The sequence below is a fragment of the Pseudokineococcus sp. 1T1Z-3 genome, assembly GCF_037482365.1.
Taxonomy (GTDB): domain Bacteria; phylum Actinomycetota; class Actinomycetes; order Actinomycetales; family Quadrisphaeraceae; genus Pseudokineococcus.
Genome location: NZ_JBBHZF010000012.1, coordinates 199,852 through 219,347, shown reverse-complemented (window position 1 = coordinate 219,347; position 19,496 = coordinate 199,852). Strand labels below are relative to the sequence as shown.

Genomic DNA, 19,496 nt, shown 5'->3' with positions numbered 1-19,496 from the left:
ACCTGCCGGCGACAGGACGGCAGATGGGCGCCCGTCAGTGCTCGCGGACGCCCAACGCCTCCTCCAGGCGTTGCAGCTGAGCCCGGACGGCGCGCAGCTCGGCGGCGACCTCCGGAGCGACGACGGCGCTGGCCGCGCCCGAGACCTCGGCGTCCTGCGCGGCCTCCTCGACCTCCTGGGTGACCTCCTCGACGTCCTCGGCCCGTCGGCGGCTCATGGCGTCGACCGTGACGGCGACGAAGAGGTTGAGGACGACGAAGGTCGTCGTGATCGTGAAGAGCATGAAGAAGGCCCACACCCACGGCTGCTCCTGCGCCAGGGGGACGACGACGTCGGGCCAGCCGTCGGTCACCATGATCCGGAACAACGACGCCGTCGCGGTCCAGAGGTCGCCGAAGTGCTGCGGGGAGTCCTCGCGGAAGAGCGTGACGGTGCTGACGGCGAAGACGTAGAGCACCATCAGCAGCAGGCCGCCGATCGACAGGATGCCGGGGACCGCCGCCCCGAGGGCGCTGACCACGACGCGCATGGAGCGCACGGCCGACAGCAGGCGCAGGACGCGAAGCAACCGGAGCACCCGCAGCACCGAGGCCTCGGACCCGGCCGGCACGAGCGCGACCACGACGACGAAGAGGTCGAAGAGGTTCCAGCCGTTGCGGAAGAAGCTCCAGCCGTGGGCGTAGACCCGCAGCGCGATCTCGACGACGAAGACCCCGACCACGGCGGTGAGCGTCAGCTCGAGCGCGCCGCCGGCCGCCGCGGTCACCGCGGGGTAGGTCTCCAGCCCGAGGAGGACCGCGTTGAGGAGGATGAGCGCGACGACGGCGCGCTGGAACGCCCGGGCCTCGACGACCCTCGCCACCCGGGCGCGCATCGGTGGCACGGTCGTCGACCGTAGACCACGGCCCGTGCGGGACCGCGGGCGACGGCGGCCCGCCCCGTGACCGGCGTCCCGCTGCTCGGCTCGGCCGGCGTCCCGCTACCCGGCTCGGCCGGCGCCCCCGAGCCCTTGGACGTCCGGCTGCGCTGCCACGCGACGGTCCGCCGAGGTGCTCAGCTGCTGCGCCGCGTCGTCGAGCAGCGCCAGCCGCTCGTCGAGCGGCCCGCGCCGGTGCGCCGGCGCGCTCTCGCGGACGTCCAGCAGCAGCGCGCGCAGCCGCCGCAGCACCTGGACCTGGCCGGCCCCTGCCTGCCGGACCTCGTCGACGGCGAGCGAGACGAGGTCCTCCCACCGTGAGGGCTGCATGAGCACACGGACGGCGCCGGTGCTGTCTCGACGCTGCTGCGCAGGCATCGCGCGGGTCGCGAGGAGACGGAGCACGTCGTGGACCCGGTCGAGCGCCTGGACCGCCGTCGTCGGGTCGTTGACCGCCGGCGAGAGGGCCCGTAGGCCCACGTCCGTCAGGAGCCGCAGCCCGTAGGCGACGTCGCGGTCGACCTGGCGCTCGACGTCCACGGTCACCGCCCGGCGCAGCGCACGCGGCGGGAACTGGGGACCCCAGACGTGCAGGAGGGGGCTGCCGTCGGGCACGTAGTCCCCGACGGCGGGGAGGACCTCGACGACGGCGTCCGCCTTCTCGGCGACGCGGACGAGCGCCGCGTGGTCCACGGCGACGAGGGAGCCGGCCCGCGGCGTGGGGACGGTCCGGCGCGAGCCCGGGTCGGGGCGCCGCGGGGCGGCGTCCTCCTGCTCCTGCTCCTGGGCGACCGGGTGCGGCATCTCGTCGTCGATCGTGCGCCTGGTCTCGGCGGCCAGGGTCCTCGTCAGGGACCCCACCCGGACGAGGTGGGCGACGTGGTGGGAGAAGACGGCGAAGGTGACCACGGAGAGCACGGCGAGCACGACGGCGAGGAGCACCGAGAACCCGAGGGGGTCAGCGGTGGCGCGGACGGAGGGCAGGAGCAGCAGCGAGTAGCTGACCGTCGCGACGAAGGTGCCGATGGTGAAGTGGCTCGGGCGGTCGGTGTAGAGGGTCCGCAGCGCGCGCGCCGAGTACTGGCCCGTGGCGAGCTGGATGACGACCGTGATGATGGTGAAGACCAGCGCCAGCAGCGACGTGACGGCGCCCGCGATGGCCGACAGGAGCGTCGACGCGGTGCTCGCGGAGCCGCCGAACAGCGGTGGTGGCGGCTCCGCCGGCCAGGTCAACCTGCTGTCCACCGTCAGGGAGACCGCCAGCAGCACCACGGCCGCTGCCAGCCCCAGCACCGGTGGTACCCAGAACCTCGCTGTGCGCACGACGTCCACCTCCTCGACCGCTCGTCGTGTTGACGTCGGGGACGTGGCCGGGGCGGCGCCTCGACTGCGCCCGGGTCGGCACCCCCCGCGACCGGTGCAGCCTGACGGACGACGGCGCACCGCACCCGCTGGGACGGGCGTCCTGCCGGACGCCCGTCCGGCCACCCTCGGGGGCGAGTCGGCGACGACTCGCCCCTCTGCGCACGGTGATCCGGGCGTCAGCGACCCGGCTCGGTGTGCATGAGGTCGGCGACCGCCGGACGCAGCTCGTCGAACCGGAAGGTGAAGCCCTCCTCCAGGAGCCGGGCGGGCTGCGCGCGCCGACCGGTCAGCGCGAGCGCCGGGTCGGTGCGCAGGAGTCGCGCGCCCAACCGGACGACGAAGGTGGGGTTCGGCAGGGCGACGTGGTTGCCGGTCGTCCGCCGGACGGTGGCCATGAGCTCCTCGTTGCGCACCGGACCCGGGCTGGTGGCCAGGTAGACCCCGTCCATGCCCGGGTCGCCCAGCGCCCGGGCGACGACGGCCAGCCAGTCGGCGACGTGGATCCACGACACCCACTGCTGCCCCGAGGCGATCCGCCCTCCCAGGCCGGCCCGGGCGAGGAAGAGCAGCCGGTCGAGGGCCGGGCTGTCGCGGTCGAGCACGACGCCGGTCCGCAGCACGACGGTGCGCTCGGCGTCCGCGCCGACCACGGCCTCCTCCCACGCGCGGGCGACGCCGGCCATCTGCGGCGGCCCGTCGGCGAGAGGGGAGTCCTCGGTGAGCACCGCGTCCCCGGCGTCGCCGTAGATCGCCAGCGTCGAGACCTGCACCCACACCGGCACCGGCCGGTCGAGGGAGGCCGCGGCCTCGCGCAGCGCCCGGGTCGGCTCTACGCGCGAGTCCCGCAGCAGCCGCACGTTCTCCGGGGTCGGCCGGCGGTCGACGAGCTCCCCGGCGAGGTTGACGACCGCCGCGCCCTCCAGCTCGGCCGCCCAGCCACCGACGGTCCGCCCGTCCCAGGCCACCTCGCGGTAGCCGGTCGAGCCCCGCGGAGACCTCGTGAGGACGACGACGTCGTGCCCGACGGCGTCCAGCGCGCCGCACAGGCGTCGTCCCAACGAGCCGGAGCCTCCCGCGACGACGACCTTCATGGTGGGGACGCTAGCGAGGGGGCGCTTCTCCCGTCCCCGGACGCCCAGCTGGCGGCCCGGGCCTCACGACCTCGGCAGGTCGCCATCCACACGTTCCGCCATCGGGTGGCGAAGAGGGCCGGCGCCGCCCGCACCCCTCGGCCGGGCCGACGTCGACCGCGACGTCGTCAGTCTGCCGATCAGCCGGCGAGCTCGTGGCGCCGGAAGAGGCGGTCGAGGAGGCGGTCGACGCGGCCCGGCCGGGCCTTCTCGGGCCAGGCCGGCGTCTGGGCGCGGTCGGCAGCGAGCTCGGTCAGGACGACGGCGCGCAGGCGGTCGACGTCGACGCCCATGGCCGGCAGGAGCCGTGAGACCCGGGTCGTCGGCTCCAGCACGGCCAGCCACAGCACCGCGGCGCTGACCTTCCGCTCCCGGCGAAGGGCGCCCGACGCGCGGAGCTCGTGCCACTTGCAAGCCGCGGCGTACAGCGCGTCCTGGAGGTCGTCGGTGTGGCCGCCCGTCGTCAGCCGGCGGCCCTCAGAGGCAGTCCCCTCAGCCGAGGCCGAGGCGAGCACCGCGTCGGGGTCGATGCCCAGCTGCCGCAGGTAGGGCTGGTCGTCGAGGGAGCGCTCGACCGCCTCCCGCACCGCCGCCTCGCCGAGCCTGGGCTCGACGTCGACCAGGGGTGCCAGCAGCGGCCCCCGCGCAGTCAGCAGACCGAGAAGCAGGTGCTCGGATCCCATGGGCCGGCGGCCAGCGCGCTCGGCCTCGCGACCGCCGGCCTTCATCGCCGTCGTGAAGGACTCGTCACCGAGCATCATGTCCGCCTCCTCGTCGTGGCTGCTCCGCACGGCCGTGCTTCTTGTGGACGGTCTGGCGCGTCACCTGCAGCTCCGCCGCGATGTCGGCCCACGAGAGTCCCTGCGCGCGCGCATTGCTCACGTGCAGGGCCTCGAGCCGCTCGGCCAGCCGCCGCAGGGCGAGCGCCGTCCTCAAACCCTCCCGCGGCTCGGCGCGGGTCGCCGTCGCCGTGACGTCGTCCAGGTCCATGCTGTCAGCATGGTCTGACGCCACTCGGCCTGTCAACCTCGTCTGACGGTCTGCGAGCACGGCGTCTTCCGCGCTCGGTGAGGGCGCCGCTCCACGGCGTCGGTGCGCGCCGCGTCGGCCGGCGTCGGCTGCGGCGCCGCCCGAAGGTCGAGCGTCCGTCGCGGCGTCATCGCGCCGACGAGGACACCGGCGACGACGACGCCGCCCAGGGCCACCTCCACGAGCGGCGTCCGGTCGCCGAGTAGTAACCAGGAGGAGGAGACGCCGGCCACCGGCACGAGCATCGAGAAGGGAGCGACGAGCCCCGAGGGGTGCCGTGCGAGCAGAGTCGTCCACAACCCCGAGCCGACGACGGTCGCGAGGAGGACCACGTACAGCAGGCCGATGAGCGCGAGCAGCCCGGACCGGCTGTCGGTGACGGTCGTCAGCGCCGTGAGCACCCGACCAGGTCCCTCCACGGCGAGCGAGGCGGCGAGCATCGGCACCGGTGGCACGACGCTCATCCACAGCACCAGGTGCAGCGGTCGCGGCGGGCGGGCGAGCCGGCTCGAGAGGTTGCCCAGCGCCCACCCGAGGCCGCCCGCGAGGGTGAGCAGGACGGCGGCGACCGGGGCACCGCCGTCGGCCATCTCCCGGTGCACGGCGATGCCGGCGAGACCGCCGATCGCGACGAGCACGCCGACGACCCGCCGAGCCGTCAGCCGCTCCCGCAGGAGCAGCGCGCCGAGCAGCACGGTGAACGGCGCCGAGGACTGCAGCACGATCGAGGCGAGGCCGGGCGGCATCCCGACGTCCATCGCCGTGTAGAGGAAGAGGAACTGCAGGACGCCGAAGCCCAGCCCGTAGCCGACGAGCCAGCGCAGCGGGACCTGCGGGCGCGGCACGAGCAGGACGGTCGGCACCGCCAGCAGGGCGAAGCGAAGCGCCACGAGCAGCAACGGCGGGAACTGGCCGAGCGCCAGCTCGGTAGCGGGGAAGTTGACGCCCCACAGCACCGCGACGACGCAGGCCAGGGCTCGGTCTCGGATCGGCACGATGGCAGCGTCAGGCCGCAGACCCCGTGCAGTCCATCGCACCTTTCCGAAGTATCGGTTCAGCCGTGCTGAACGGTGAGACCCTGCCGGCATGGACGTCGACGCGCTCGCCGCGCTCGCCGCGGTCCGCAGCCAGGGCGGCGTCACCAAGGCGGCGGCGGTGCTGCACGTGAGCCCGTCGGCGGTCTCCCAGCGTCTGGCGGCCCTCACCCGCGCCGCCGGCACGCCGCTGACGGAGCGGGACGGACGGCGGCTGCGCCTGACCCCGGCGGGTCACGCCCTGGCCGACGCGGCGCTCGACGTCGCCGCCTCGCTGGAGCGGGCCCGCACCGCCGCCCGGGACGTGCTCGCCCGACCGAGCGGCGTGGTACGCGTCTCGGCCTTCTCCAGCGGCGCCGAGCTACTGCTGCCCGGGCTGCTCACCCGCCTCGCGCGCTTCCCCGACGTCGTCGTCGAGTGCTCCGACGAGGACGTGGCGCTCGAGGACTTCGCCGCGCTCACCGACCGCCTCGACGTCGTCATCGCCCACCGCCCCGAGACCCAGCCGGCCTGGACGGCGCACCCGCGGCAGGTCCGCACGAGGACGCTGCTGCGCGAGCCGCTCGACGTCGCGGTCCCGACGACGCACCCGCTGGCCGCGCGGGAGAGCCTCACCCCCGACGACCTGCTCGACGAGCCGTGGATCGCCGTCCGCGAGGGCTTCCCCGTCGCCGCGGTGCTCCACGCCGTCGCCGGTCAGCACGCACCGGCGCGGATCGTGCACCGCGTCAACGACTTCCACGTGGTGCTGAGCCTGGTCGCCGCCGGCCACGGCCTGTCGCTGCTGCCGCGCCACACCTGCGGGCACCACCCCGACGTCCGGCTGCTGCCGCTGACCGGCGTCCGCGCCGGACGCCTCGTCGACGCCCTCGTCCGCCCCGACAAGGCCGAGCGTCCCCTTGTGCGCCTGGTGCTCGACGAGCTCGGCGACCTCGCACGGGAGGTCGCGCCCGACGAGCACTGAGCCCGGAGACGTCGGCACAGACACGACGGGGGGCGGCTCAGGTACCTCGCTTCACGGCAGATGCGCGCCTCCTGGCGGCGACGGATGCGCCGCCGCTACGCGGCCTTCTTCGGCGGCTACCTCGTCCTCGGGCTCGTCCCTGCCCACGCCGTCGCCGCGACGACCGGCATGGCCGCCTGGCTGTACTGCGCGGGCGCCATCCTTGGCGCCGGCCTGGCCCTCTTCGTCGTGATGCGAGACACCCCACCCGCCCAGACCGCCCAGTGGGAGCTCGGCGCCTTCGCCGAGCAGTGGACCGCCAAGGAGCTCCGGCCGCTGCGGCGCCGCGGCTGGACCGTGCTCCACGACCGCCGCCTGCACCCGGACGGGCCCGAGAACGTCGACCACGTCCTCACCGGCCCGTGCGGCACCTACGTCCTGGACTCCAAGCGGCGGCCCGGCACCATCCACGTCGACGACCGGGGACGTGCCACGGTCACCAGCCACGACGCCCCCGAGCTCGTCAGCACCCGCGAGGTCGGCGGGGCCGCCCGAGGGCTCGGCATAGCCGTCCACACCCATCTCGGCCTCGGCCACTCCTCCTGGGTCCAGGCCGTCGTCGTCCTGTGGGGCGACTTCCCCCAGCAGGTCGTCGAGGTTGGCCGCGTCGTCTACGTCGCCGGCCCCCACCTGCGGGAATGGCTACGGGCCCTGCCCCCGAAGACCCAGCCCGCCCACCCCGACGAGATCGCCGCCGCACTCCGTCAGGCCCTGCCGGCCGCCTGAGGCGCCCGCTCGACCGGGATGCCGTCCTCGGCGCAGCCGTCTACCAGCTGGTTGACGTCGCGCTCTCCTTCGACGACTAGGAACCCGACCTCGCCCTGGCCAGCAGCGACGCACCTTCGACCTCTTCATCGCCCGACGCACGGCACAGACCCCGTCGTAAGACAAGACCTGGTGAAGACACGCCCGCCCCTTCGGCACCGACCTGGACCGTCACAAGCCGAGGTAGGTGCGGAGCCGTGCGGCCAACCGGTCGATCTCACCGGGGGCCAGCCGTCCGCGCTGACGGAGCAACCGCGCCCTGTCGACCGGCTGCAGGGCGGTGACGTCGGCATAGGACTCCGGGTACCGCGTCAGCCCGGCGTCGACGGTCAAGGGCACGTGCGCGGCATCCGGTCCCATGGTGCCGGTGACAGGAATGACGGCGACGTGGCCTAGTCGGGTGTTGAGGGCGTTGACGCTGAGGACGACGGCCGGATGGGTCCCGACGTCCGGGAAGTCGACGTCCCAGACCTCACCGCGGAACGGCTCAGGCCGTGGCATCGCCGGGCGCGACGGCCGCCGGTCGGACGCCGATCGGCAGCGGTGGCGTCTGGCCGGCGTAGAAGTCGTCGACGCTGCGAGCCATCTGCTCCTCGGCTGCTCGCTGGTGGAGCAGCTGGAGGGCGGCGCGCACGATCTCGGTGCGGCTCTCGAGGCCGAGGACCTGGGAGTCGGCACGCAGCTGGGCGGCCAGCTCGTGGTCGATGCGTGCTTGCCAGACCTCGCTGGCGCCTGCGGTTGCCGTCACGTGTCTACATTTCGTCGTACAGGCGTCGCCGTCAAGGCTGCCGACGTGCCAAGTACCGATGGATGCGCGGACCGGCAGGCCGAGGAGCCAGCAGAGGACGCCTCCAGGGCCTGAGCGCCTCTCCCACTGAAGAGGGCGGAGACCGTCGAGCTGACGCTCTCCGAGCGGGATGGCCGTCGACGAATCAGTGCTCGGCGGCGGAGCGACGCCGAGGAGGCCATCGTCGCGTGCGCCTCTCGCTCACCGAGCTGGTGACCGATGATGCTCAGGTGGACGTCGTCCGGGAGTACGGGTGAGCAGGGCCGAGCGGTCACCCGGTCGTCACGCTGGACCCCCTGCGCCCACCCCGTCCCTCCCAGACGTGGCCCGTGTCGTCCTGGACGTACCGCGCCGGCTCGTCGGCGCGCTGCTCGACGAGGTCGGCTGGCTCGTCGTCCTCTTGCCCGTCTGGGGGCTGTCCTTGCTCGCGTGGCTCCTCAGCCCCTGGATCTTCGGGGCCTTCGTCGTCGCAGTCGTCTGCTGGACCGTGTGGGCCCTCCGCAGGACCGATGCCTCGAGCTGGGCTGTCGCCGGCATGGCCGCTGGCCTGGCGCTGCTCCAGCTGGTCCCTGTCCTGACTCTGAGTCTTCTCTGAGACAGCCTGTCTCGTCAGCGACAACTCCCGTCGGACAGCGTGCTGACCGCGTGAGGACCGGGTGGTCCTCGGTGGCGGAGGCGCCGACGACGTCGCACGAGAGGACCATCGGGGACCGGGAAGGTCGCGGTCTCGCGACGACGAGCGCGCCGCCGGCGACCAGCGCGGACTGGTCGTCACCCGCTCGTGCCACCGACCCGAGGGGAGCGCATGGAGGACCAGGAGACCGTGCTCGACGAGGCTGTCGACGGCTTCCGGCGACGGGCCGGCGGCATCGCCTGGCGCTGGGAGGAGCCGACGCCGTGCGAGGAGTGGTCGGTGCTCGACCTGGTCGAGCACGTCATCACCGGCAACGCCCTCGCCGTGCACCTCCTGGAGGGCGGCTCCGCCGGCACCGCGCCACCGCCTCCGCAGACGCCCGAGGCGGCGACCGCCCTCCAGCGGTTCGAGCACAGCGCCCGGCTGCAGCGCGAGGCCTTCTCCCGTGCCAGCACGCTCGGGAAGGTGTGCGACCACCCGGCGGGCAGGGTCACCGGCCGAGAACTGCTGCGCTACCGCGCCGCCGACATCGCCGTGCACACCTGGGACCTCGCCCGAGCCCTCGGCCTGGACGAGGCGCTGGACCCTCTCGTCGTCGAGACCGCCATCAGCCACTACCTGCCATGGATCGCATCCATGCCCAGCTCATCGCACTTCAGAGCGCCCGACGGTCTTCCCCCGGCGGGCGCCTCCGCCCAGCACCGTCTCCTCCACGCCGTCGGACGTCCACCAGTCCGTTGAGGAGCTGAGCGGTGCAGGCGAGTGGCACGGCCAGGCTCCGTTCCCATCCGATCCCGAGCGGGACGACAGGCAGAGCGGCACCATCGGGCGGTGCTCTCCTGAGACCACAACGCCTCCTACCACCGGTCGCTGCTGCCGAGCAGCGCATCGCCAGGGCTCGGCAGCACGCCGCTGAGCGCCGACGCGACTGAGACCGGGAGATCGCTGCACGAGTCACTGGGCGAGCTGTGCAGACGACCAGTCGCGGCCCACCTGCAGCCGCTGGCGCTCGGCCACTGCCAGGCGCTCCATGTGCTGTCGAGGGACAGTCCTGCAGACGTGCACCGAACGAGGCACCTGTCAGCGCTCTCAGCCCGCGGACCACCATCGTCTCCGCCTCGGAAACCGACGTCGCATCAACCCGCGGTCGTCTCCGCGCGGCCCGCGCGCGACGCGCTCCAGCAGTCGACGTCCCTCTCCACCGGTGCCGCTGCCCAGGCCGTGAGGTGGAGGACGTCTTAACGCACAGGCTCAGCACGCCGGGCCAGCGACGTTCCCTCGTCCTGACCAGTGTCTAGCGCAGAGGGGGTCTTGCGGCAAGACCCCTGTGCCGCTCCATCATTCGCGCCTCCCCGCCTAAGGCCGCCGCCACGGGGACCACCGCACCTGATCGGAGCCGCCGTGCCCACTTCTGCCTCCGCCGTGCCCTCCTCTGCCTTCGCCCTGCCCGCCGAGCGCGCCGCGAAAGTGGCGCCAGCCCTCGTCGGCGACGACGAGCGCCACCTCGCCGCCGTCGCGTCCAGCCTCGAGCGCTCCGTCGACGACCTCGAACGCCGTCTGGCCTCGGCCCGCCGCGCTCCCGGCGGCGAGGGCCAGCACGCCCTGGACCGCGACCAGGAGGTGCACCGGCTCACCGCCCGCCTGCGGGCGCTGCGGCGCGTCGGCCTCGACCTCTGCCTCGGGAGGATGACCACGACCGACGGCGACGTCGTCTACGTCGGCCGGCTCGGCCTCGCCGGCGAGGACGGCGCCCGGCTCGTCGTCGACTGGCGCTCCCCCGCCGCGGCGCCCTTCTTCGCCGCCACCCTCGCCGACCCGAAGGGGCTGGTGAGCCGCCGCCGCTACCGCTGGACCGGTGGTCGCATCACCGACTACTGGGACGAGGTCCTCGTCGACGACCGCCCCGGCGAGGAGGCCTCGCGCGCTGCCCTGGACGCGAGGTCGGCCTTCGTCGCCAGCCTGGGCGCCGCCCGCACCGACCGGATGCGCGACGCGCTCGCCACCCTCGCCGCCGACCAGGACGCCGCGGTCCGGGCGGGCTCGGCCGGCGTCCTCGTCGTCGACGGCGGCCCGGGCACCGGCAAGACCGTCGTCGCGCTGCACCGCATCGCCTACCTGCTGCACGCCGACCCACGCCTTCGCGCCGGTCGCGGCGGTGTGCTCTTCCTCGGGCCGCACCAGCCGTTCCTCGCCTACGTCGAGGACGTGCTGCCCGACCTCGGCGAGGACGGCGTGCTGACGGCGACGCTCGAGGACCTCGTGCCCGAGGGCGCCCACGCCCGACCCGAGCACGACGCCCGCGTGGCGACGCTCAAGGCCGACGCCCGCCTCGTCGCGGCCGTCGAGGCCGCCGTCGGCCTCCACGAGGAGCCGCCCACCGCCCGGGTCGCCGTCGGGACGCCGTGGGCGGATCTCGTCGTCACCGCCGCCGACTGGGCCGAGGCCTTCGGCGCCCTCGACCCCGGCATCCCGCACAACGAGGCGCGGGAGGCGGTGTGGGAGGAGCTGCTGGGAGTACTCGTCGAGCGGCACGGCACCGCCGAGGACGGCGAGGGCGAGGCGCCCGCCGCCGCCGTCCGCGCCGAGCTCGCGCGCGACGCCGACCTGCGCCGCACGCTGGAGCGGGCCTGGCCGATGCTCGACGCCGTCGAGCTCGTCACCGACCTCTGGAGCGTGCCGGCCTACCTCGCCCGGTACGCCCCGCACCTGTCGCGCGAGGAGGTCCTCGCCCTGCAGCGCCCAGCCGACGCGCCGTGGACGACGTCGGACCTCCCGCTGCTCGACGCCGCCCGCCGTCGCCTGGGCGACAAGGGCCTCGCCTCCCGCCAGCGCCGTCGGGAGGCCGCGGCGGCGCGCGAGCAGGAGCAGCGGGCCCAAGTCCTGGAGGAGCTCGTCGAGGCGGGAGCGGCCGACGGGCTCATGACCCAGCTGCGCCACGCCGACCTCAGCGAGCGCCTGGTCGACGAGACGACGCTCCCGGGCGGTGGACGGCGCACGCGCAGCGACGCCCTGGCCGGGCCCTTCGCCCACGTCGTCGTCGACGAGGCGCAGGAGCTCACCGACGCCCAGTGGCGGATGGTCCTGGCCCGTTGCCCGGCAGGCAGTCTTACCGTCGTCGGCGACCGCGCCCAGGCCCGGCACGGCTTCGCCGGCACGTGGCCGGAGCGCCTGGCCCGGGCGGGCCTGCGCCGGGTCGAGGTCGCCATCCTCACGGTGAACTACCGCACGCCCGCCGAGGTGATGGCCGAGGCCGAGCCCGTCATCCGCGCCGTGCTGCCCGACGCCGCCGTGCCGACGTCGGTCCGCCGCACCGGCCTGCCCGTGACCCACGGACAGGTCGGTGACCTGCCGGACCTGCTCACCTCGTGGCTGGCCGACCACGACGAGGGCACCGCCTGCGTCCTGGCCGCCGACGTCGAGACCCTGGACCTGCCGGGCACCCCGCGCGTCCGCTGCCTGCGTCCTGACCTGGCCAAGGGCCTGGAGTTCGACCTCGTCGTCCTCCTCGAGCCGCTCCCCGGCGCCGCCGAGGCCAGCACCGCCGTCACCGCGGCGGTGGACCGCTACGTCGCGATGACGCGGGCCACCCAGCAGCTCGTCGTGCTCACGCCGTGAGAGCAGGACGGAGGGCTCGTCCGCGACTCACGCCGAGACGCCCTGCCTCGACCGGTGCCCCTCCATCAGCCGGTCGAGGGCGTCGCGGGCGGCGCCGAGGTCGGCCATCGCCGTGGTGAGGCGCTCGCGCTCGCGGAGCATCGTCTCCTCCGCGGCACGGATGGTGCTCCGGCTCGGCGAGGTCATGCACGGCAGCATCTCCAGGATGGACGCGGTCGACATGCCCGTCCGCAGCAGGGCGGCCAGGCACCCGACCCGCTCGACGGCGTCCTCGGCGTAGACCCGCTGGCCCGACGGCGTCCGCCCGCTGAGCAGCAGCCCGCGCTGCTCGTAGTAGCGCAGCGAGCGCGGGCTCACGCCGGTGCGCCGCGCCAGCTCGCCGATCCTCATGCCGTCCACGGCATCAGCATCACCCGCCGCCACCTCACCACCAGGACTTGCCCCTGACACCGGTGTCAGCTCCTACCGTCCGGTCGACGCCGCGACCGTCGCGGCGCGCCGAGACGGAGGCACCCGTGCGTGCAGCGCGCTACCACCGGTACGGCCCGCCCGACGTGATCGCCCTCGAGGAGGTCCCGGCACCGAGCGCCCCGGAGGGGGCGGTCCGCGTCAGGGTGCAGGCCACGAGCGTCAACCCCATCGACTGGCTGCTGCGCAGCGGCCGGCTGGCCGAGGCCGTCGACCTGCCGCTGCCGGCCATCCCCGGCCGCGACGCCGCGGGCGTCGTCGACCAGGTGGGCGCCGGGGTCGAGGGCACGCGCGTGGGCGACGTCGTCTTCGGGCTCGGCGGCCTGGCGGACACCACCGCGGCCCACGCCGTCCTGACCGCGTGGGCGCCGGTGCCGCAGCCGTGGTCGATGCCCGAGGCGGCCGCGGCCGGGCTGGCCGCGGCCACCGCTGTGCGCGGGCTGGACACCCTCGCGGATGCGCTCGGGGACCTCGCCGGCCGGACCCTGCTCGTCGAGGGTGCGGCCGGCTCGGTCGGCAGCGCCGCCGTCGCGGTCGCCCGCAGCCGCGGCATCCGGGTCGTGGGGACGGCGAGCCCCGCCCACCAGCAGCTGCTCGCCGACGCCGGGGCCCTGGCCACGACGTACGGGCCGGGATTGCCGGGGCGTCTCGCGGAGCTGTGCCCCGACGGCGTCGACGCCGCCCTGGACACCGCGGGCGCCGGGACGCTCGGCACCCTCGTCGAGGTCGTCGGCGACCCTGCGGGTGTGGCGACCGTGGCCGACGCCGCGGGCGCCGGCGAGCACGGAGTCGCGCTCGTCTTCGCCGAGAACGACTCGGCGCTGCTCCAGACCGCCGCCGACCTCGGCGCCCGCGGCGACTACCGACCGCGCGTCGCCCGGGTGCTGCCCCTGGACGACGTCGTCCGCGCGCACGAGCTCGTCGAGCGTGGCGGCGCGGGCAAGGTCGTGCTCACGCTGCCCTGAGGCAGGGCGGCTACGGGCCCTCCCCGACGCCCGGCAGGTCGCGCGAGCGCGCCAGCGGGCTCAGCAGCACGGGCAGGACCCCGAGTGCCTGGCCGGCGACGCTGATCCACAGCGCCGCCACGAGCCCGACCTGCTCGCCCAGGACGCCGCCGAGGAAGGCACCCACCGGCATGACGCCCCAGACGACGAAGCGCACCGAGGCGTTCATGCGCCCGAGCAGGGGCCGTGGGCACAGCCGCTGGCGGAAGGTCACCTGCGCGACGTTGTAGACGACGATGCCGACGCCCCCGACGGCGCCGGACACCGACACCATGACCAGCGCCGTCGCGGTCTCCCGGCCTGAGGCCAGCGGCAGGAGGGCGAGCGCCGGCAGTGCCGGCACGAGCGACCAGGCGATCGTGCGGCCCTCGCCCGCCCAGGCCGTCACCTTCTCGGCGACGAGGGCGCCGGCGAGGCCACCGACCGCCCCGACGCTGAAGGCCAGGCCCACCTGCGCCTCGGTGAGCCCCAGCTCGCGCACGGCGTAGAGCACGAGCAGGGCGCTGGTGATGGCGCCGAAGGCGTTGCTGGCCGACGTCGTCGCGACGATGCGCCGCAGCAGGGGCCGGTGGACGACGAACGCGAGCCCCTCGGCGACCTCGGCCCGCAGCGTCCGCCCCGGCTCGCGCGGCGCCGGCTCCTCGCGGTGGGCGATGCTCGCGGGTCCGGCGACGGCGACGAGGAAGGTCGCGCCCGCGGCCAGGAGCGCGAGCGGCGCCCCCAGCAGCCGGGCCAGCAGACCACCCAGCGCCGGCCCGGCGACCTGGGCGAGGGAGGCCAGCACCTGCAGCTTCGCGTTGCCCTCGGCCAGGTGACGCGCCGGCACGAGCGAGGGCAGGTAGCTCTGCGAGGCGACGTCGAAGAAGACGCTGCCCACCCCGACGAGGGCCGCGACGACGAGCACCAGCGGCAGGGAGAGGACGTCGAGCGCCCACGCCAGCGGCAGCAGCAGCAGGGCGCCGCCCCGCAGGAGGTTGGACCACAGCAGCACCGAGCGCTTGCGCCACCGGTCGACCCAGGCGCCGGCGGGCAGGCCGACGAGCAGGAAGGCCAGGGTCTGCGCCGCCTCCAGCAGGCCCATCTCCAGCGGCGACGCCTGCAGCACGCCGACGGCCAGCAGCGGCACGAGCAGCCCGGTGACCTCCACGCTCGCGCCCGTCAGCCCGTCGCCGACCCACAGGCGCCGGTAGTCGCGGCCCTCGGGGGCACCGAGGAGGCCCGCCCGCCAGCGCTCGCGAGGGCTGCGCCGGCGGGGTGGGCGGTGCACAGGCCGAGCCAAGCCGGGGCGCCCACGGAAGGTCAAGCACGTTAGGGCTGGTGTGCCCGACGGCGTCCAGACGCCGCAGATGGCGCGGAGGGGCTTGTCCGGCCACCCGCCTGGCACTTAGGTGTGCGGACCCTGGGAGCTCGCGGCACGACCGGTCCGCTGCTCGGCCGGCCTGCCGCTCGACCGCGTGGAGGCACCGTGTCCGCCAACATGATCGGGCTGAGCCTGCTGGTGCTCGGCGTCGTCCTCCTGGTCGCGAAGGCGATCCGGGTCCGCTCGCGCCTGGCGCAGAAGCTGTTCCTGCCCAGCTCGATCATCGGCGGCGCCCTGGCGCTGCTGCTCGGCCCCGGCGTCGTCGGCGGCATCGCCGGGGCGGTCGGCGGGGAGGGCGCCCCGCTGTCGGAGGGGGTGTGGCCGGCCGAGTTCCTCGAGGTCTGGTCCTCGCTGCCGGGCCTGCTCATCTCCGTGGTCTTCGCGACGCTCTTCCTCGGCGAACGCATCCCCAAGGTCAAGACGGCGGCCGAGCTCGCCGGCCCGCAGCTGGCGCTCGGCGTGACGATGGGCGCCGGCCAGTACGTGGTCGGGCTGCTGCTGGCCGTCCTGGTCCTCGTGCCCTTCCTCGGGCAGAACCCCCTGGTCGGGACGCTCATCGAGGTCGGCTTCGAGGGCGGGCACGGCACGGCAGCCGGGCTCGGGACGACGTTCGAGGAGCTCGGCTTCCCCGAGGGGCAGGACCTCGCGCTCGGGCTCGCGACCATCGGGGTCGTCTCCGGCGTCGTCGTCGGCATCGGGCTCGTCAACTGGGGCGTGCGGACCGGGCGCGCGGAGGTGCTGGAGGGGGACGCGAAGACCTCGCTCGCCGAGCAGCGCGGCCTCTACGAGAAGGACGACCAGGAGCCGGCCGCGATGCTGACGGTGCGGACGGCGTCGGTCGAGCCGCTGGCCATCCACTTCGCGATCGTCGCGGTAGCCATCCTCATCGGTCTGGCCGTCCTGGAGGCGTTGCAGGCGCTTGAGGCCGCCCTGTGGGCCGGCACCATCGAGATCTTCGCCTTCGTGCCGCTCTTCCCCCTCGCGATGCTGGGCGGCGTCGTCGTCCAGAAGGTCGTCGACCGCTACGACTCCATGGGCATCGTCGACCGCCGGATGATGCTGCGGATCCAGGGCATCGCCCTCGACCTGCTGATCATCAGCGCGCTGGCGACGCTGTCCCTGCAGGCCATCGCGAGCAACTGGGTCACGTTCCTCGTGCTCGCCGTGGCCGGGCTCGCCTGGAACATCGGGGTCTTCGTGTTCCTGGCGCCGCGGATCATCCCGCGCTACTGGTTCGAGCGCGGCATCGGCGACCTCGGGCAGTCCCTCGGCGTGACCGCCACCGGGCTCATCCTCATCCGGGTCGCCGACCCCAACGCGGCCACCCCGGCGCTGGAGGCCTTCGGCTACAAGCAGCTCGCCTTCGAGCCCTTCTTCGGCGGCGGGCTCGTGACCGCGGCGTCGCTGCCGCTCGTGGCCCAGCTCGGGCCCTACCCCCTGCTCATCGCCATGGCGGTGCTGCTGGCCGCCTCGCTGGCGGTCGGGCTGCTCGTCTTCGGGCGTCGGTCACCCGAGGAGGAAGAAGCCCGCGTCGCCGGTACCGCTGAGGGGGACACCAGCTGACGGCGACGCGAGCCGGCGGCGGCTGCGCCGGCGACCGACGGGTCAGACGCCCGAGAGCCTCAGCGCCACGCGTCGGCGCGCAGGCGGTAGAGGACGTGGCGCAGCAGCGGGCTCGCCTTCGGCACGAGGGGGTGGTCGAAGTCCTCGGCCGGGTCACGGGTCATGCCGAGACGTCGCATGACCGCCTGGGAGCGGACGTTGGGCACCGCGGTGAACGAGACCACCTCGGCGAGAGCGAGGTCGGCGAAGGCCACCCGCAGCGCCTCCTGCGCCGCCTCGGTGGCGTAGCCGCGACCCCAGGCCCACCGCGGCAGCCGCCAGCCGACCTCGACGCACGGCCCGAAGGGCGGGGCCCAGGAGGGCGCCTGCAGGCCGGTGAAGCCGGCGAAGCGGCCGGCGTCGTCGCCCGTCGCGACCTCCAGCGCCCACAGGCCCCAACCCTGCTCGGCGAGGCGGGCGTCGGCGCGCGCCGCGAGGGCGTCGCTGGACGTGCGGTCCAGCAGGGCGGGGAAGTGCTCCATGACCTCGGGGTCGGCGTTCATCGCCGCGAAGGGCTCACGGTCCTCCGTCCGCCAGCGGCGCAGCAGCAGGCGCTCGGTGCGGCGCTCGGACCGGTCCTGGTCGGACGTCGCCGGGCCATGCGCGGTCATGGCTCCCGGCCCGCGCCGAGCCCAGTGCCCGCGCCGTCCCGTCTCCTCATGCGGTGCAGCCTGTCACGGCGGCGCCGTAGTCGTCGGGGCCTATGACGGCGCACCTCTTATCGGATCCGATAAGGCGACGTCGTGACGACTTCGGGCGAACCCCCTGAGCTCGACGACGTCAGCGACACCCTGCGCGGGGTCCTGCTCTCCGCTGCCGAGCTGCAGCACGTCGTCCCCGACGCCGTCCTCGTCGGCGGCACGGCAGCGGCCCTCTACGCCCACCACCGCGACTCCCACGACCACGTCGTGGCCGATCTGCGGGAGCGGTACCTGCACGTCCTGGAAGCGGTCGAGGCCACGGACGGGTGGGTCACCGACGTCCGGGCCAGCTCACCACCGCTGACCGACCATCCTCGGCGCGCTCGGCGGCGTCGAGGCGGGTCTTCGCCAGCTCCGTCGCACGCGCCCCCTCCAGACGCAGCGTGTCGAGCTCGGCACGGGTGTGCAGCTGCAGGTGCCGACGGCCGCGGAGACGCTCCGCATCAAGGCCTACCTCGTGGTGCAGCGCAACCAGGTCCGCGACTACCTCGACGTCGCAGTTCTCTCCGCGCGCTACGGCACGAGGGCGGGCGCCCGAGCGCTCCTCGACATCGACGACTACTACCGGGACCGCTCGGGCGACGACGACGGCGTGCTGACCGCCCTCGTCACGCGTCTGTCCGCACCGGCGCCACGGGACGTACGAGTGACGCGAGAGCTGGCGACCTACCGGAACCTGGACGCGCGATGGCAGGACTGGTCCGCAGTCGTCACCGCGTGCACCGACCTCGCCGACGCGCTGGTGGGAGAGCTGGCGTCATGATCCTGCGCTTCCGCAACGTCGACGCCGACCCCGCCGACCCCGTCGAGACATGGCCCTACGAGGCAGTCGTCACAGCGGTCGAGCGCGGCGGCGTGCATGACTGGGCGCGGCTGACGGGCGCGGTGCGAAGAGATCCGTGGGGCGAGCTCTCCCGGTCGCTGGAGGACTACCTCGGCTACGCGGAGCCCACGGGCGCCACGGCGTTGCTCGAGCGGGCGATCCGGAGCGCGCGGGAGGAGGCACGGGCCACCCGACCGCGCCGAGGTCGCCGCCCGGGTACGTGAGCTCGTCGAGCTGTCCGGGCTCACGGCGGCCCAGCTCGCCCGTCGCGCCGGCACCTCGGGACCACGTCTGTCCACCTACGCGAGCGGTGCGGTGACGCCGTCTGCTGCTCTCCTGCGCCGGCTGGAGAAGGTCGCCGGCTCCGCACCCTCCGCACCGGGCGAGCGGACGCCCGACGGGACGCGCTCCTGACCCGCCCGCCCCGGGGAGGCCGGGCTGACCCCGTCGGCCGACCCGGGCGGGTGCGAGGCTGTCGGCCGACCCCGACGAGGAGGCCCCGTGCCCACGAGCGCCACCACCGAGCGGGCAGCGCGTGCTCGCACCGCCGGCCGGCATCGCCGCCGGCGGACCTCGACCCGGCTCACCGCCGTCGTCGCCGTCCTCGCCGCCGCGGCGGCGGCACTCGTCGTGCTGGGCCTCGCCGCGCGCGACCCGGCGGGTGCCGGCGACGTCCCCGTCGTGCGGGCAGACAGCCACCACCTCGCCGACGGCGGCGAGGGCGCGCCCGTGCTCGTGGAGTTCCTCGACCTGGAGTGCGAGGCCTGCGCCGCGGCACACCCCCTCGTGCACGAGCTGCGCGAGGAGCACGAGGGCCGCCTCAGCGTCGTGGCCCGCCACTTCCCCATGCCGGGCCACCTCAACGCCGAGACGGCCGCGGTCGCCGCCGAGGCCGCGGCGCAGCAGGGGGCCTTCGCCCCCATGGTGGACCGGATGTACGAGACCCAGCCGCAGTGGGGCGAGCAGCAGGAGTCCAAGGCCGCGCTGTTCCGCGGCTTCGCGGCCGACCTGCGCCTGGACCTGGAGGCCTACGACGCCGCGGTCGCCGACCCGGCCACCCTGGCGCGCGTGGCCCGGGACCTGCGCGACGGCCAGGCCCTCGGCGTGCAGGGCACACCGACCTTCTTCCTGGACGGCGAGCCGATCGCGCCCCGCAGCGTGGCCGAGCTGCGCCAGCTGGTGGCCGACGCCGTCGCCGAGGCGCCCTGAGCAGCCTGACGCCCGCACACTGGGGCACCGCCGCGAGGGCGGGCACCGCCG

The 19,496-nt window shown here is 74.8% G+C and carries 22 protein-coding genes; 11 read left to right on the top strand and 11 right to left on the bottom strand.

All coding sequences use genetic code 11. From position 1 onward, the window contains the following. Window positions 1-34 precede the first annotated feature (34 nt). The 6 genes from WDV86_RS04435 to WDV86_RS04410 all read right to left on the bottom strand — a co-directional run bounded on the left by WDV86_RS04435 (window position 35) and on the right by WDV86_RS04410 (window position 5,435). Window positions 35-874, bottom strand: a complete 840-nt coding sequence (locus tag WDV86_RS04435) for an ion transporter (protein ID WP_339566445.1) — start codon at window positions 872-874, stop codon at window positions 35-37. 105 nt (window positions 875-979) lie between these two features. After that, a complete protein-coding gene (locus WDV86_RS04430) occupies window positions 980-2,239 on the bottom strand; it encodes a DUF2254 domain-containing protein (protein ID WP_339566391.1) in 1,260 nt (419 codons plus the stop codon). Window positions 2,240-2,457: 218 nt separating this feature from the next. Further along, window positions 2,458-3,372 carry an epimerase gene (locus tag WDV86_RS04425; protein ID WP_339566390.1) on the bottom strand — a complete coding sequence of 305 codons (915 nt, stop codon included), beginning with the start codon at window positions 3,370-3,372 and terminating at the stop codon, window positions 2,458-2,460. A 179-nt stretch (window positions 3,373-3,551) separates the two neighbouring features. Next, window positions 3,552-4,172, bottom strand: coding sequence for a Clp protease N-terminal domain-containing protein (locus WDV86_RS04420; RefSeq protein WP_339566389.1), 621 nt, complete (start codon window positions 4,170-4,172; stop codon window positions 3,552-3,554). Continuing rightward, window positions 4,159-4,401, bottom strand: coding sequence for a helix-turn-helix domain-containing protein (locus WDV86_RS04415; protein WP_339566388.1), 243 nt, complete (start codon window positions 4,399-4,401; stop codon window positions 4,159-4,161). The genes WDV86_RS04420 and WDV86_RS04415 overlap by 14 nt, the downstream gene beginning before the upstream one ends. Window positions 4,402-4,433: 32 nt before the next feature. Next, the gene (locus WDV86_RS04410) at window positions 4,434-5,435 is read right to left on the bottom strand and encodes an EamA family transporter (protein WP_339566387.1); all 1,002 of its coding nucleotides are present in this window, start codon (window positions 5,433-5,435) and stop codon (window positions 4,434-4,436) included. Between the two features lie 91 nt (window positions 5,436-5,526). Here WDV86_RS04410 and WDV86_RS04405 point away from each other — a divergent pair, with 91 nt between their 5' ends. Both WDV86_RS04405 and WDV86_RS04400 read left to right on the top strand, forming a co-directional pair. Next, window positions 5,527-6,438, top strand: a complete 912-nt coding sequence (locus WDV86_RS04405) for a LysR family transcriptional regulator (RefSeq protein WP_339566386.1) — start codon at window positions 5,527-5,529, stop codon at window positions 6,436-6,438. A 60-nt stretch (window positions 6,439-6,498) separates the two neighbouring features. Beyond that, window positions 6,499-7,203 (top strand): nuclease-related domain-containing protein, encoded by a 705-nt coding sequence (locus WDV86_RS04400; RefSeq protein WP_339566385.1) that lies wholly within the window; start codon window positions 6,499-6,501, stop codon window positions 7,201-7,203. Window positions 7,204-7,413: 210 nt separating this feature from the next. Here WDV86_RS04400 and WDV86_RS04395 read toward each other — a convergent pair whose 3' ends face one another. Together WDV86_RS04395 and WDV86_RS04390 are read right to left on the bottom strand one after the other, a co-directional pair. Further along, window positions 7,414-7,743: a type II toxin-antitoxin system PemK/MazF family toxin gene (locus WDV86_RS04395; protein ID WP_339566384.1), complete on the bottom strand. Its 330-nt coding sequence runs from the start codon at window positions 7,741-7,743 to the stop codon at window positions 7,414-7,416. Continuing rightward, complete coding sequence (locus tag WDV86_RS04390; RefSeq protein ID WP_339566383.1) at window positions 7,730-7,990, bottom strand: hypothetical protein; 261 nt, start codon at window positions 7,988-7,990, stop codon at window positions 7,730-7,732. The genes WDV86_RS04395 and WDV86_RS04390 overlap by 14 nt, the downstream gene beginning before the upstream one ends. Window positions 7,991-8,351: 361 nt before the next feature. Here WDV86_RS04390 and WDV86_RS04385 point away from each other — a divergent pair, with 361 nt between their 5' ends. The 3 genes from WDV86_RS04385 (at window position 8,352) to helR (ending at window position 12,278) form a co-directional block, all read left to right on the top strand. Beyond that, window positions 8,352-8,624 carry a hypothetical protein gene (locus tag WDV86_RS04385; RefSeq protein WP_339566382.1) on the top strand — a complete coding sequence of 91 codons (273 nt, stop codon included), beginning with the start codon at window positions 8,352-8,354 and terminating at the stop codon, window positions 8,622-8,624. 210 nt (window positions 8,625-8,834) lie between these two features. Further along, on the top strand, window positions 8,835-9,404 hold the full coding sequence (locus WDV86_RS04380) for a TIGR03086 family metal-binding protein (protein WP_339566381.1): 570 nt from the start codon (window positions 8,835-8,837) through the stop codon (window positions 9,402-9,404). Between the two features lie 660 nt (window positions 9,405-10,064). After that, complete coding sequence (gene helR / locus WDV86_RS04375) at window positions 10,065-12,278, top strand: RNA polymerase recycling motor ATPase HelR (RefSeq protein WP_339566380.1); 2,214 nt, start codon at window positions 10,065-10,067, stop codon at window positions 12,276-12,278. Between the two features lie 27 nt (window positions 12,279-12,305). On the opposite strand, the gene WDV86_RS04370 is transcribed toward helR, so the two are convergent. After that, window positions 12,306-12,668 (bottom strand): MerR family transcriptional regulator, encoded by a 363-nt coding sequence (locus tag WDV86_RS04370; protein WP_339566444.1) that lies wholly within the window; start codon window positions 12,666-12,668, stop codon window positions 12,306-12,308. 125 nt (window positions 12,669-12,793) lie between these two features. On the opposite strand from WDV86_RS04370, the gene WDV86_RS04365 reads away from it, so the two are divergent. Next, complete coding sequence (locus WDV86_RS04365) at window positions 12,794-13,711, top strand: NADP-dependent oxidoreductase (protein ID WP_339566379.1); 918 nt, start codon at window positions 12,794-12,796, stop codon at window positions 13,709-13,711. A 10-nt stretch (window positions 13,712-13,721) separates the two neighbouring features. On the opposite strand, the gene WDV86_RS04360 is transcribed toward WDV86_RS04365, so the two are convergent. After that, window positions 13,722-15,017 (bottom strand): MFS transporter, encoded by a 1,296-nt coding sequence (locus WDV86_RS04360; RefSeq protein ID WP_339566378.1) that lies wholly within the window; start codon window positions 15,015-15,017, stop codon window positions 13,722-13,724. Window positions 15,018-15,215: 198 nt separating this feature from the next. Here WDV86_RS04360 and WDV86_RS04355 point away from each other — a divergent pair, with 198 nt between their 5' ends. Beyond that, entirely contained in the window at window positions 15,216-16,673 is a 1,458-nt protein-coding gene (locus WDV86_RS04355; RefSeq protein ID WP_339566377.1) for a sodium/glutamate symporter, read from the top strand. Window positions 16,674-16,732: 59 nt separating this feature from the next. Here WDV86_RS04355 and WDV86_RS04350 read toward each other — a convergent pair whose 3' ends face one another. Continuing rightward, entirely contained in the window at window positions 16,733-17,323 is a 591-nt protein-coding gene (locus tag WDV86_RS04350; protein WP_339566376.1) for a GNAT family N-acetyltransferase, read from the bottom strand. A 505-nt stretch (window positions 17,324-17,828) separates the two neighbouring features. On the opposite strand from WDV86_RS04350, the gene WDV86_RS04345 reads away from it, so the two are divergent. From WDV86_RS04345 to WDV86_RS04335, 4 genes are all read left to right on the top strand, one after another. Then, window positions 17,829-18,176, top strand: coding sequence for a hypothetical protein (locus WDV86_RS04345; protein ID WP_339566375.1), 348 nt, complete (start codon window positions 17,829-17,831; stop codon window positions 18,174-18,176). Then, a complete protein-coding gene (locus WDV86_RS04340) occupies window positions 18,173-18,460 on the top strand; it encodes a hypothetical protein (protein ID WP_339566374.1) in 288 nt (95 codons plus the stop codon). Before WDV86_RS04345 ends, WDV86_RS04340 begins: the two co-directional genes overlap by 4 nt. 10 nt (window positions 18,461-18,470) lie before the next feature. Next, a complete protein-coding gene (locus WDV86_RS16215) occupies window positions 18,471-18,650 on the top strand; it encodes a helix-turn-helix domain-containing protein (RefSeq protein ID WP_445262940.1) in 180 nt (59 codons plus the stop codon). A gap of 87 nt (window positions 18,651-18,737) precedes the next feature. Continuing rightward, window positions 18,738-19,445, top strand: a complete 708-nt coding sequence (locus WDV86_RS04335) for a DsbA family protein (RefSeq protein ID WP_339566373.1) — start codon at window positions 18,738-18,740, stop codon at window positions 19,443-19,445. Window positions 19,446-19,496: the final 51 nt, after the last annotated feature.